The sequence below is a fragment of the Isobaculum melis genome, assembly GCF_900111355.1.
Taxonomy (GTDB): Bacteria; Bacillota; Bacilli; order Lactobacillales; family Carnobacteriaceae; genus Isobaculum; species Isobaculum melis.
This window is the reverse complement of record NZ_FOHA01000002.1, coordinates 199,844-213,409: the sequence shown is the minus strand read 5'-3', so window position 1 is coordinate 213,409 and position 13,566 is coordinate 199,844. Positions and strand designations below refer to the sequence as shown.

Here is a 13,566-nt window from a genome sequence, read left to right as displayed (position 1 = left end):
AGCAATGTTTAAATTCGTTCAGATTGTCTAATGTTGTTTCAAATAGCGAGACAGAAAAAAACAATTTATATTGTAAAAGAAACTGAAAAAAAGTAGAATAATGATAACAAAACATGCTCTTAGTCAACATAAGAGCATGTTTTATTTCGTTCATGGGAGAGGAGGATGTTTTGTGCATAAGCTATTATTACCACTAAATCGTTGGAGACAAGCGCTAGTAACAGGCATACTTTGCTTTCTATCAGCTTTTATCAATAATTATTTATTGCAAATTTTTCAAAATCAATATGATTTAAACCTAGCCTATAAATTTGTCTTTGAATGGCATACCGTTATTTTTTTCTTAAGCGTATTTGTCTTATTTATTGTGACCTTATGGCTAACTGCCCTTATTGGAAAAATCGGATATAGTACTAGCTTCATGTTTTTACTAACAATTGGGATTGGTCTAGCGAATCAACAAAAGCTAGTGAATCGAGGAGAACCCTTATATCCTAATGAATTGAGTATGATCAGTGAATGGCCATTTCTATTAAAAATGCTAGAAGGAAAATGGATTATCCTGCTTATTTTAACTATTTTAGGTGTAGCTGCTTATAGTTATGGTGTAACAAAATTAATCCAATATTTGCTAAAAAAATGGCAGCAACCAGTCTATCCTTACTTAGATCGAAAAAATTTAATCATCAGAGGCATCACCTTTCTTTTGACAAGTCTGATTTTAATGTACACGTATCAATTTAATCAAGAAGGAAATCTCCTAAAAAAAATGTATGATCAGCATGCCTACTGGATTCCCTATAGCCAGGAAATGAATTACTATAATAATGGATTTTTAGGTGGCTTCTTTTATAATTTTCCAATAGATGCGATGAATGAACCAACCAATTATTCAAAAGAAGAAATAGAGCGGATTGTGACAAAATATACAAAAACTGCAAAAACAATCAACCAAACTAGAACAGAAAATCAAGTAAAGCCAAATATTGTTTTTATCATGAGTGAGAGCTTTTCAGATATTGAAACACTAAAAGGCATTCAAGCAGAAAAAGACCCAATGCCAGAGACCAGAAAATGGATGAAACAAAGTACATCTGGAAAAATACTCTCCCAAGGCTATGGTGGTGGTACAGCTAATATTGAATTTGAAGCATTAACAGGTTTTTCAATGTATCCTTTTAACGAGCAGATGACGACACCCTATACGATGTTGCTACCACAATTTAAAGCATTCCCATCAATCGTTTCTTATTTAGCAAAAGAAGGGTATGAGACAACCGCAATCCATCCTTTTAATACAAGTATGTATAAACGAAGAGAAGTTTATGATACCTTACAATTTTCAAACTTTCTAAATGAAGAGACGATGACTAACCAACAAACAATTGAACAGAACCAATATATATCAGATGAAGCAGCATTTAAAGAAATTATGGCTCAATTAGAAACACAAGAAGATCCATCATTTGTTCATTTAGTCACTATGCAAAATCATCTTCCCTATGAGGGCAATTATTCGGATACAATTGCGATTAATAGTGAGTTAACGCTCCCAAATAAAGCAGCAATCAGCAACTATTTACAAGGTATCGCTTATAGTGATCAGGCACTCAATCAATTTTTATTATCACTCAATGATTTTAACGAACCAACAGTGGTTGTATTTTGGGGAGATCATTTGCCAAGCGTTTATGGGGATGATGTGTTTCAAGCAAATGAGCTTAGAACCATGTATGAAACACCCTTTTTGCTCTATACAAATTATCCAACTAAAGCACGAGATGTAGGAACGATTAGCCCTATTTATTTTATGAATGAATTATTGACGCAAACAGAAACAAAAGTCAGTCCTTTTTATGGTCTCATGACAACTTTAGAAACAGAGATAACAGGGATGGAAAAGTTGTTACTGATTGATCAAGAGAACCAAACCATCACAGAAGCTGAACTAAGCGATGCAGCGAAGGAATTATTACAGGACTATCAAATGATTCAATATGATGTCACAACAGGAAAAGGCTATAGTCAGCAGATACCTTTTTTTGATCCGATTAATGATAAGTAATAAAGAGAGGAATGCATGCCAGAATGAGTTTCAAAAAAACAGATAATAAGCACTATTACAATCCGGTTAGAAACGCTATTTTAAATCATCAGATGATTGAACCTGGAGATAAGGTGGCAATCGGTATGTCTGGAGGAAAAGATAGCAGTACCTTACTTTATTTTCTGGACACCATTTCTAAACAAAAACGATTAGGCTTTGAATTTGAGATTGTACCTATTTCCTTAGACATGGCAATGGGCATGGATCTTACGCCAATGGAAGCATTTGTAGCAAGCCTTGGCTATCAGCTTGAGGTTGTCCCGACACAAATTGCTAAAGTCGTATTTGATATTCGAGAAGAAAAAAATCCTTGTTCATTATGTGCAAATTTAAGAAGAGGCATTTTATATACCCATGCAGCTAAACTTGGCTGCAATAAAGTGGCTTTAGGACATCATGTGGATGATGCAATTGAGACCTATTTGATGAACTTTTTATTGCATGGGAAATTAGCCAGTTTTGAGCCAATGAGCTATTTAGACAAAACAAAGGTTTCAATCATCAGACCGATGCTTTATTTAGAAGAAACGGACATTATTCATTTTGTTGAAAGAGAAGCGATTCCGGTAATTCATAATCCATGTCCAGTGGATAAAAAGACAAAACGGGAAGAAATGAAAAAATTAGTCACACAGCTTTCTCTACAATATCCAGATATCCGAAACAAATTTGTTAAAGGAATGGAGCAAGGAAAACAAGCTGATTTTTGGCAGGTTTCACGTTAAAAAATCACATGAAGAGAAGAGGAGAAAAATGAAAGAATGGTTAAGTTGGTTGGATGAAAGTCAATGGCGTTATCAATTAAGAAAAAATCAAACCGTAACAATTATTGACAGTATTCAAGCAAAGTATGGAGTGATTCCAAATGAATATCTCCCATTTTTTGATTTGTTTGAGTCTTGTAGCAATGATGCTGAAACAGCCTGGTTCATGTGCTTAGAGGATTTTGAAGACCATGCGGCAGATACAGCTTTTTCAGCAAATTCTTTTGAAGAGATGTCATTAGAGGGCGCCATAACCCCAGAAGCGATTGCTAAAATCAAACAATTTTGGCAGCGTCACTTTCCCATTTTTTATAGCTTACATAACGGCTATGAATACTATGCGATTGATACCCAAAATGGTGAAATGATTTATGGATATGAACCAATATTTGAAGATTATGAAGTTGTCGCTGCTTCCTTTTCTGATTTTATTGAACAAATTATATCAGGGAAAATCATCCTTTAAATTAAAATAAAACCAATGCCTAAAAGCATTGGTTTTATTTTAATAAATGACCTCAAGTCCCAGGACTGTTAAATGGCCATTGCCAACTAACTTAATTAATAAATGTGCCATTTGCTCTGGGGGATAATTCGAATCACTCATTAACCACCAATGAACCGTACTCACAAAAATCGCTGTCATATATTCAATAATAAAGTCAATAGGTACTTCAAAATCATTTTCTGTTACTTTTAATTGTGAGAAAATATGTTGATATTGCACTTGAATATGCTTGGCAACTTGTTCTTTCATTTTGTTGATATAATTAGATTCGGTTAATACTTGATAAAAAGTTTTGTTCTTTTTGATTTCAATAAAAACCTCTGCAATAACAGCCTCTAATTTTTTAATTTGCAATTGATTGCCTTTTTGAATAATTGAAGGATCAAGAATCTTTGAGAAAGAAGCCAATGCAAATTCAAAAATTTGATCTAGTAAATCATTTTTATCTTTAAAATGTAAATAAAAAGTGGCTCGGTTAATCATCGCACGATCAGCAATATCTTGAATCGTAATCTGATCATAACCTTTCTCCCCAAAAAGTTCTACAAAAGCCTCAGAAATCATTTTTTTAGTTCGTAATACACGCAGGTCTACTTTTTTCTTTTTCAGCATGATTGGTCACGTCCTTTTCCTTTTTTCAAAAAAATTGAAAGATAAACGACAGATGTCGAGTGATTGTTGTTTATTTCACAAAATCAGCCGAATTGCCCATTGCAATTATTCCTTTAAATGAATAAAATGAAGGATATTAACAATTATAACATATCAAACAGTTTGTATGTTATTCAACAAAGTGTTGTATAACTTAAACTCGATTTAATGAAAATGACTAAGAGGCAACTTAAAAAAGGAGAATCATACACAATGACAGAGATTTTACGAGCAGGAATAGATGTAGGTTCGACAACAGTAAAATTAGTATTAATGAATGAAAAAAATGAATCCATCTTTACAAAATACGAGCGCCATTATTCTGATATTCAAGCAGCAACACTACGCGTCTTAAAAGAAGGTCAAAGGTTATTTGGCGATGCTGCCCTCACAATTATGATTACAGGATCAGGAGGAATGGGACTAGCTGAGATGTTGGGCATTGAGTTTGTACAAGAAGTGATTGCTTGTACAAGAACCGTTGAAGAAATCATCCCAGAAACAGATGTGGCGATTGAGCTTGGTGGAGAAGACGCTAAAATCACCTTCTTTGATGGTGCGCTAGAGCAACGAATGAATGGGAGCTGTGCAGGAGGAACAGGTGCTTTTATTGACCAAATGGCAACCTTATTAAAAACAGATGCAAGTGGTTTAAATGAATTAGCTAAAGAATATGAAATCATTTATCCAATTGCTTCACGCTGTGGTGTATTTGCGAAGACTGATGTCCAGCCTTTAATCAATGAGGGGGCACAACCAGCAGATATTGCAGCAAGTATTTTTCAAGCAGTAGTGAATCAAACCATTGCAGGATTAGCCTCTGGGCGAAAAATAAAAGGAAAAGTTGCTTTCTTGGGAGGTCCACTTTTCTTTATGAGTGAATTACGCAAACGATTTATTGATACACTTCATTTAACTGAAGAGACGATTATCTTCCCTGAAAACCCACAGCTATTTGTTGCACAAGGAGCAGCTTTTTATTCAGAAAAAACAGAAGTCACAACCTTAGCAACATTAATTAACAAAATGGAAGATACAGAAGGAGAAGCTCTTTCACCAACAGATACTTTACCGGCATTATTTGAAACAGAAGAGGAACTAGCAGAGTTTAGAAAAAGACATGGTAAAGCGACGATTCCACAGCATGATCTAGCCTCACACTCAGGTGTGGCATTCTTAGGCATTGATGCAGGCTCAACCACGACTAAAGTGGTCTTAACCAACCAAAAAGGTGAATTATTGTTTACTTTCTATGGAAACAATGAAGGACAACCCCTTGAAATGACGATGGAAGTTTTAAAGGATTTATATAAAAAATTACCAGAGGATGTCTTTATTGGAAAAGCTGCAATCACTGGTTATGGAGAACATTTAATTAAAAATGCACTAAAAATTGACATTGGAGAAGTTGAAACTGTAGCTCATTATAAAGCAGCAGACCGTTTCCAACCAGGTGTTGACTTTATTTTAGATATTGGTGGACAAGATATGAAAGCCATGACCATTAAAAATGGCGTACTATCTTCTATCCAATTAAATGAAGCCTGTTCATCAGGCTGTGGGTCTTTTATTGAAACCTTTGCAAAGTCCTTAAATTATGAAGTAAAAGATTTTGCGATGGCAGCAACTGCTTCCCATGCACCTGTTGACTTAGGCTCTCGTTGTACGGTTTTTATGAATTCGAAAGTCAAGCAAGTCCAAAAAGAAGGGGCAACTGTTGGTGACATTTCAGCAGGACTGTCTTATTCCGTCATTAAAAATGCGATTTATAAAGTAGTAAAAATTAGGAAGCCAGAAGATTTAGGCGCAAAAATCATTTGCCAAGGTGGAACGTTCTATAATGAAGCAGTTCTGCGTGCCTTTGAATTAATTAGTGGGAGAGAAGTAGTTCGTCCGAGTATTGCTGGCTTAATGGGTGCTTATGGTGCCGCTATTTTAGCGCTAGAAGACTATGAAGAAGGTGAACGTTCAACTATTCTTTCACTAGAGGAAATTGCAGCCTTTTCAGCTGAAAAAGATTTTACCCATTGTGGACTGTGCGAAAATAACTGTATGCTAACCGTTACCATCTTTTCAGATGGCCGCCAATTTGTCACAGGAAATCGCTGTGAACGTGGTGCTAAAATCAAGATTAAAAAAGAAGATAAGAAAACCAATTTGGTGGAATATAAATATAAACGCTTATTCCAATATAAACCTTTGCGTAAAAAAGAAGCGACTAGAGGAACAATTGGTATGCCACGCGTCTTAAATTTATATGAAAACTATCCATTATGGCATACCTTCTTTACTAAATTAGGCTTTAGATTAGAGTTATCACCACGTTCAAGTAAAAAAATCTATGAGCAAGGAATTGAAACCATTCCAAGTGATACAGTCTGTTACCCTGCGAAAATAACTCATGGACATATCCAAGCTTTAATTGATAAGCAGATTCCACTAATTTTTTATCCAGGTGTCATTTTTGAACAAAAAGAATTTAGTGAAGCACAAAATCATTTTAATTGTCCGATTGTGCAATCTTATCCAGATGTGATTCGTAATAATGTAGATGAAATTCGTGCAGGTGAGGTGGACTATCGTAATCCATATATCAATTTGGGCGATGAAAAATCCGTTGCTAAAGTCCTTTATCGAACCTTTAAAGATTTTGATCTAACAGAAAAAGAAGTAGCAGAAGCATTAAGAGCAGGCTATGAAGAGCTTGAAAACTTTAAGCAAGATATTCGTAATAAAGGTGAAGAAACCATGATGTTACTGAATATGAAACATGAAAAAGGCATTGTGCTTTCAGGGCGCCCGTATCATTTAGATCCAGAAATCAACCATGGCGTGGCTGATGTGATTACCCAAGAAGGCTTCCATGTCTTAACAGAAGATAGTATTTCCCATCTTGGAGACGTTTCAGGCTTACGTGTTGTCAATCAATGGGTTTATCATTCAAGATTATATGCTGCAGCAAAAGTGGTGGCCAAATCAAGTAATTTGGAGCTCGTTCAGCTGAATTCATTTGGTTGTGGAATTGATGCTGTTACAACAGATCAAGTTGAAGAAATTATGGATCAATATGGTAAAATTTATACTGTACTAAAAATCGATGAAGGCTCTAACTTAGGCGCCATCCGTATTCGTGTACGTTCACTGAATGCTGCAGTTAAAGAACGAAGGAAACGCAACTTTGTTCCTGAAAAACTTTATGAGGCACCAAAGCGCAAATCCTTTACAAAAGAAATGAAAGAAAAACATACTTTGCTCGTGCCAATGATGAGTCCAGTTCACCAAGAAGGCTTAGTTGATATCGCTTTACGTGCTTCTGGCTACAATGTGGCAACCTTACCCGCCTTAGACAAAGGTGCAATTGATGAAGGTTTGAAATTTGTTAATAATGATGCTTGTTACCCAGCGATTATTACCATTGGCCAATTAATTGAAGCACTTCAAAGTGGCCAATATGATCTTGAAAATACAAGTGTGATGATGACCCAAACAGGTGGTGGTTGTCGTGCAACCAACTATATTGCCTTACTGAGAAAAGCGTTAAGTGAAGCTGGCTTCCCAGATATTCCAGTTGTATCGATTTCAATGGGGAATGAAGGTGTTGAAAGCAATCCAGGCTTTACTTTTGATATTCCAATGCTAAAACGCATGGTTGTAGCATTCCTATATGGTGATTTATTTGAACGTGTTGTTTACCGTACAAGACCTTATGAAGTAGAAAAAGGCAGTGTAGACAAACTACATGCCAAATGGCTTGAAATGGTGCAGGATAATGTCAGAAGCGGTTCTTTAACCAAATTTAATCGCAATATGAAGCAAATTATCAAAGAGTTTGACCAAATTCTATTAACAGATGAAGTGAAGCCGCGAGTAGGGATTGTTGGAGAAATCCTCGTTAAATATTCACCCACAGCCAATAATGATATTGTGAGATTATTAGAAGCAGAAGGCGCAGAAGCCATTGTTCCAGACATTGCAGGCTTCCTAAATTACTGTTTATACAATCAAATTTGGAAATATGAAAACTTAGGTGCTTCATACAAATCCAAGCTTATTGCCCAATTTGCCATTAAAGTGATTGAAATTTGTGAAAAACCAATGGATAAAGCCTTAAGACGTTCTAAGCGTTTTGATGGTATCCACTCCATTTATGATTTAGCAGCAGGAGCAGAAAAAATTCTATCGATTGGAAACCATACAGGAGAAGGTTGGTTCTTAACAGGAGAAATGATTGCACTCCTCAAATCCGGTGTGAATAATATTATTTGTATGCAGCCTTTTGGCTGTTTACCCAACCATGTTGTTGGTAAAGGAGCCATTAAAGAATTGCGCCGCCAATATCACAATGCAAATATTGCCGCGATTGATTATGATCCAGGTGTATCCGTAGTTAATCAGCTAAATCGTATTCGTTTAATGCTTTCTACAGCCAATAAAAACTTAGATAAAAAATAATACGTCAGTCAAACCATGTGAGAAGCTACTAGCAAATCACATGGTTTTTTTAGATAAAATCAGTTGCAATTTTGGTCTATACCACTTATAATTGGACTATACCAATGAGTTGGAGGGGAAATACATGACAATAAAAGCTTATAAACATGTCACTATCTATACAGGTGAAGAAAAAATCGAAGATGGCTTCGTCCGTTTTGATCAAGAAATCCTTGAAGTAGGACAAATGAAAGATTTTAAAGAAGTTTCCCATGAAGAAACAATCGATATGCAGGGTAAAATTTTGGTTCCAGGATTTATTGATGTGCATACTCATGGCGGTTATGGCATTGATGCAATGGATGGTTCAGCAGAAGGTGTGGATACTCTAGCAACCGATTTGTTACAAGAAGGCATCACATCTTATTTTGCAACAACCATGACCCAATCTTATGAAAATATTGCTACAGCAATGAAAGCGATTAAAGTAGCAGCAGAAAAAAATCCTTTAATCCAAGGGATTCATTTAGAAGGCCCATTTGTATCAAAAGTCTTTAAAGGGGCACAGCCAGAAGAATATATTCGTCATCCAGAAGTCAAAACTTTTGATGAATGGAATCAGTTAAGTGGTGGCCGTATTAAATTGGTTACTTATGCACCAGAAAATGAGGATGCAGCAGCTTTTGAAGAATATTGTGTAGAAAATAATGTGGTCCTATCTATTGGACATAGTAATGCAACAAGAGCCGATTTATTAAATAGTAAAGCGAGTCATATTACGCATTTATATAACGCTCAAAGAGGCTTACATCACAGAGAACCAGGAGTTACGGGGCATGCGTTCTTAGAAGACAATATTTATACAGAAGTGATTGCAGATGGCTTCCATATCCATCCTGATATGGTGAAATTAGCTTATAAAATGAAAGGGCCAAATCGCATTATTTTAATTACAGATTCAATGCGTGCCAAAGGGATGCCAGAAGGCGAAAGCGAACTTGGGGGACAAAAAGTCTTTGTAAAAGACAAACAAGCTCGTTTAGCAGATGGTACATTAGCAGGAAGCGTCCTAGAATATCCAGATGCATTCCGCAACATCATGAAATTTACAGGCTGTGGGATAGAAGAAGCTGTGTTAATGAGTTCTGTTAACCAAGCAAAAGAATTTGGCTTAGATAGAAAAGGAGCAATTGCAAAAGGAAAAGATGCTGATATGGTTGTCTTTGACCAAGCATTGCAATTAATCGAAACCGTTAGCTACGGAAATCGTACAGTAAAAAAATAAGAGCAGAAAGTAGGACAACAAATGAAAACAATTATTGTAAAAAATAACAATGAAGGCACACAAAAAGCCTTTGAATTGATTCAAGCAGAAATGGAAAAAGGACATGTTTCAACTTTAGGATTAGCAACAGGAAGCACACCGATTCCATTATATGATAAAATGGTCGCAAGTGATCTTGACTTTACACAACTAACTTCAGTAAACTTAGATGAATATGTTGGATTAGGTGAAACAGATACACAAAGTTATCGCTATTTCATGAATGAGCATCTATTTAGTCAAAAACCATTTAAAGCAACTTATGTACCAAATGGTAAAGCTGTAGATGGTGCAGCAGAATGTGCAAATTATGATGCCATTATTGAAGCGAACCCAATTGATATTCAAATTTTGGGAATTGGTAGCAATGCTCATATTGGTTTTAACGAACCAGGGACACCATTTGATTCAACCACTCATGAAGTTGGACTAACAGAATCAACAATTGAAGCCAATACTCGTTTCTTTGATAAAAAAGAAGATGTGCCAACTAAAGCCTATTCAATGGGAATTGCTTCAATTATGAAAGCGAAAAAAATCATTTTACTAGCTTTTGGAGAAGCAAAAGCAGAAGCGATTAAAAATACGATTGATGGACCAGTTACGGAAGAGGCACCAGCAAGTATTTTACAAAATCATGATGATGTCATTATTATTGCAGATGAAGCAGCAGCAAAATTACTAAACAAATAAAAGGAAGTGATATTGTGTCCACAACTACACCAGTTTATATCCAAATCCATAATACGATTAGACAAGAAATAGAAGCGGGTAAATGGCATGTAGGGGATAGAATACCTTCAGAACGTGAGCTTTCAATTCAGTTTAATGTGAGCCGTATGACCTTAAGACAAGCCATTCAAACCCTTGTGGATGATGGCATTCTTGAACGACGAGTAGGCTCTGGAACCTATGTATCCCCTAAAAAAGTAACGGAACAAATGACAGGAATTGAAAGCTTTACAGATATTATGTTATCCCAGGGCAGAGTTCCTTCTAGCAAAACAGTTTCTTATTTTATTAAACCAGCAAGCGTTAGTGAAGCAGAACGCTTAAAGCTAGCAAATGAAGAGTTGGTTTTAAGGATGGAACGGATTAGATATGGCGATCGTATCCCAATTTGCTTTGAGGTGGCGATTATTCCATATAAATTCATTCAAAATTTAACTAAAAAAGAAATTACAACATCACTTTATAAAGCGGTTGAAAAAGAAGTTGGCAGAAGTATTGGAAAAGCTGAGCAGACAATTACTGCAATGCTTGCTACAGAACAAATTTCTGAAAATTTAGCCATCAAAAAAGGGAGTCCTTTGCTAAGGTTAAGACAAATTACTTACTTGGATTCAGGGGAACCTTTTGAATATGTGAGTACACAATATGTTGCTGAGCGATTTCAATTTTATTTAGAAAAAAATAATTAAAGAAAAGGTAAGTAAGATGGGAAAAACATCTTACTTACCTTTTCTTAGTTCATATTTAAATGTTCTTTTAATTGTTGTTGTAATTGAGCAACAGAATCTTCATCTGGTACCCAAACATATACTTCTTGGTCATAAGTTGAAATATATTGTAAATCATCTATACCATCAAAACTTAAATCTTCAATTGTATCAGCTGCACTTCGATATTTATCTGCAACTGTTGTAAGCTCACTAGCTGTGAAGTTGGTTTCAACATTATCCCCAACAGCTTTAAAAATTTTATCAAAGTTTGTTAAGCTTGATGCACTTAAGGTTTTATTAATAACCGCTTGGATTACTTCACGCTGTCTTTTTTGACGGCCAAAGTCACCTTCTGGATCCTCTTTACGCATACGGACATAAGCAAGAGCTTCCTTACCATCTAGTTTTTGCTCCCCAGCAGGGAAAACATAGCCATCTAAATCAAATTCAAAAGGACTATTTACTGTTACGCCACCTACAGCATCAACAAGATCCTCCATGCCTTCCATATTAATTTTTGCATAATAATCAATTGGAATACCTAAAAAGTTCTCAATCGCTTCATGCGCCATTTGAATACCACCAAATGCATAAGCTGCATTGGCTTTATCATCCATCTGTCTTTCAGGAAGATAAATTAAGGTATCTCTAGGAATAGAAACCATTTTAGTTGATCTTGTTTCAGGGTTAACCGTTACAACAATGATTGTATCACTACGTCCAACATCATCTTCTCTTTCATCTACCCCTAAAAGTAAGACTGAAAATGGTTGTTTTTTTCCTAAATCTGGTTTGCCATCTCTTAAGGTAGAAGTAATATCTTCACCTTTAATATCATCTAGCATCTGTTTAGCTGATAAAGCCACTTTGGCAACATAAATGCCAAGAGCAACAACAACAAGTAATAAGACCGTAAAAATAATTCGTCTTCGTTTGTATTTTTTTCGAGTTCTATTTGAACGCATCATGATTTAACCCTCATTTCTAAACCTCTATTATTCTGCTGATGACTCTGGTCCTGATTGATTAGATGTTTGATTTTCATTTAACGCATCCTGCTGTGAATTGTTTTCATTTGTTGCTGGTGGTGGTGTGACAGGTTGTTCTGGTATTGCCACAGATTCTTGTGCTTCAGGTGGTGCAGTTTCGTTAGTACTAGGTTGTTCATTAGCATTATTGTAGTCATTAACAGGTGGTTGATAGTAATTATTTGTTTCAGGTTCTTGATAAGTTGAATAGCCACCATAATTACTAGAACCATATTGACTGATTTTATTTGAGACAAATTCATAACCAGGCTCATCGCGTTCATCAGGACTTTCTAAACCAAGTGCGACATTTAAGCGATGACTCACAAAATCAATACTATCACTATACAATTCAACCATACTTGCACCATTTAAATCAAAGCTAGTCCACTCAAAAATATAAGAATTGAATGTATAACCGCCATCTAGACCAGATTGGGCAATTCCTAACATTTGTGGGAAGGTTAAATTGGTTCTCATATTACCACTTACTGCTTGAATAACATCTGTGTATTTTGAAATAGAACCAAGTTGTAAAGCTTTTTGAGCAATGGCTTGTAATACTAGCTGCTGGCGTTCGCCACGCTTAATATCATTATCAATTTTTCTTGTTCTTGCAAGCGCTAAAGCTTGTTCACCATTTAATGTTTGTTTTCCTTTTTCTAAGTGGACTTCGCCTGTACCATAAGTATTTGTATCAGTAAAAGTAACTGGAACATCTACTTCAATTCCGTCTAATGCATCAACAATCTCTAAGAAAGAATCAAAATTAAAAGTGATAGAATAATGAATCGGAACATTTAATAAATTCTCAACAGTATCCATTGCTGCACCTTCTTCGCCATAGGCATAGGCAGCATTAATTTTATCATTTTGATTATAATTTTTTGAAACAATTTCAGTATAAGTATCTCTAGGAATACTGACCATATCAATGGTGTTCTTTTGTGGATTAATTGTGAGTAAGATTAAAGCATCTGTTCTGGCACTCCCTAAATCTCTCTCAGAATCATCATCAATTCCCATAATCAAAATAGAAATAGGATCTTTTTGTGGATCAATTTTTTTATCATCGCTTCTTTCATTTTTTCTGGTTGTCTCAACATAGGAATCATCCACTAATTTTTCAGCTTCATTCCAAACCTTCCAGCCATAGGCATAGACAGTTGTGGCAATTAATAATAAAGGGATAATAATTGCTAAAATAATTTTTTCCCTTTTCTTTTTTTGTTCAGTCGTTCGACTTCTTGTGATTTTATTTGACAATATCATGCGCTCCTTTTAACTAAATATTAGGCAATGTTTTAATTG

At 35.4% G+C, this 13,566-nt stretch carries 10 protein-coding genes; 7 read left to right on the top strand and 3 right to left on the bottom strand.

Annotated features, from left to right (window positions below):
* Positions 1–172: 172 nt before the first annotated feature.
* From BMW29_RS02760 to BMW29_RS02750, 3 genes are read left to right on the top strand one after another with little or no spacing between them, the layout of a single operon-like run.
* The gene (locus tag BMW29_RS02760; RefSeq protein ID WP_177165653.1) at positions 173–2,065 is read left to right on the top strand and encodes an LTA synthase family protein; all 1,893 of its coding nucleotides are present in this window, start codon (positions 173–175) and stop codon (positions 2,063–2,065) included.
* 23 nt (positions 2,066–2,088) lie between these two features.
* Positions 2,089–2,832: a tRNA 2-thiocytidine biosynthesis TtcA family protein gene (locus BMW29_RS02755; RefSeq protein WP_092650070.1), complete on the top strand. Its 744-nt coding sequence runs from the start codon at positions 2,089–2,091 to the stop codon at positions 2,830–2,832.
* Between the two features lie 28 nt (positions 2,833–2,860).
* Positions 2,861–3,337 (top strand): SMI1/KNR4 family protein, encoded by a 477-nt coding sequence (locus BMW29_RS02750; protein WP_092650068.1) that lies wholly within the window; start codon positions 2,861–2,863, stop codon positions 3,335–3,337.
* Positions 3,338–3,376: 39 nt separating this feature from the next.
* Here BMW29_RS02750 and BMW29_RS02745 read toward each other — a convergent pair whose 3' ends face one another.
* Positions 3,377–3,991, bottom strand: coding sequence for a TetR/AcrR family transcriptional regulator (locus BMW29_RS02745; RefSeq protein WP_092650066.1), 615 nt, complete (start codon positions 3,989–3,991; stop codon positions 3,377–3,379).
* Positions 3,992–4,243: 252 nt separating this feature from the next.
* On the opposite strand from BMW29_RS02745, the gene BMW29_RS02740 reads away from it, so the two are divergent.
* The 4 genes from BMW29_RS02740 (at position 4,244) to BMW29_RS02725 (ending at position 11,206) form a co-directional block, all read left to right on the top strand.
* Positions 4,244–8,482 carry a 2-hydroxyacyl-CoA dehydratase gene (locus BMW29_RS02740; protein WP_092650064.1) on the top strand — a complete coding sequence of 1,413 codons (4,239 nt, stop codon included), beginning with the start codon at positions 4,244–4,246 and terminating at the stop codon, positions 8,480–8,482.
* 124 nt (positions 8,483–8,606) lie between these two features.
* Entirely contained in the window at positions 8,607–9,746 is a 1,140-nt protein-coding gene (gene nagA, locus BMW29_RS02735; protein WP_092650062.1) for an N-acetylglucosamine-6-phosphate deacetylase, read from the top strand.
* A 21-nt stretch (positions 9,747–9,767) separates the two neighbouring features.
* Positions 9,768–10,478 (top strand): glucosamine-6-phosphate deaminase, encoded by a 711-nt coding sequence (locus BMW29_RS02730; RefSeq protein ID WP_092650060.1) that lies wholly within the window; start codon positions 9,768–9,770, stop codon positions 10,476–10,478.
* Positions 10,479–10,492: 14 nt separating this feature from the next.
* Entirely contained in the window at positions 10,493–11,206 is a 714-nt protein-coding gene (locus tag BMW29_RS02725; RefSeq protein ID WP_092650058.1) for a GntR family transcriptional regulator, read from the top strand.
* A gap of 44 nt (positions 11,207–11,250) precedes the next feature.
* On the opposite strand, the gene BMW29_RS02720 is transcribed toward BMW29_RS02725, so the two are convergent.
* Together BMW29_RS02720 and BMW29_RS02715 are read right to left on the bottom strand one after the other, a co-directional pair.
* Positions 11,251–12,195, bottom strand: coding sequence for an LCP family glycopolymer transferase (locus tag BMW29_RS02720; RefSeq protein WP_218139629.1), 945 nt, complete (start codon positions 12,193–12,195; stop codon positions 11,251–11,253).
* A gap of 27 nt (positions 12,196–12,222) precedes the next feature.
* Positions 12,223–13,521, bottom strand: coding sequence for an LCP family protein (locus BMW29_RS02715; RefSeq protein ID WP_245706211.1), 1,299 nt, complete (start codon positions 13,519–13,521; stop codon positions 12,223–12,225).
* Positions 13,522–13,566: the final 45 nt, after the last annotated feature.

Coding starts and splice junctions, on each gene's coding strand:
- BMW29_RS02755 (WP_092650070.1), top strand. CDS start 2,089: ATGAGTTTCAAAAAAACAGATAATAAGCACTATTACAATCCGGTTAGA.
- BMW29_RS02750 (WP_092650068.1), top strand. CDS start 2,861: ATGAAAGAATGGTTAAGTTGGTTGGATGAAAGTCAATGGCGTTATCAA.
- BMW29_RS02745 (WP_092650066.1), bottom strand. CDS start 3,991: ATGCTGAAAAAGAAAAAAGTAGACCTGCGTGTATTACGAACTAAAAAA.
- BMW29_RS02740 (WP_092650064.1), top strand. CDS start 4,244: ATGACAGAGATTTTACGAGCAGGAATAGATGTAGGTTCGACAACAGTA.
- nagA (WP_092650062.1), top strand. CDS start 8,607: ATGACAATAAAAGCTTATAAACATGTCACTATCTATACAGGTGAAGAA.
- BMW29_RS02730 (WP_092650060.1), top strand. CDS start 9,768: ATGAAAACAATTATTGTAAAAAATAACAATGAAGGCACACAAAAAGCC.
- BMW29_RS02720 (WP_218139629.1), bottom strand. CDS start 12,195: ATGATGCGTTCAAATAGAACTCGAAAAAAATACAAACGAAGACGAATT.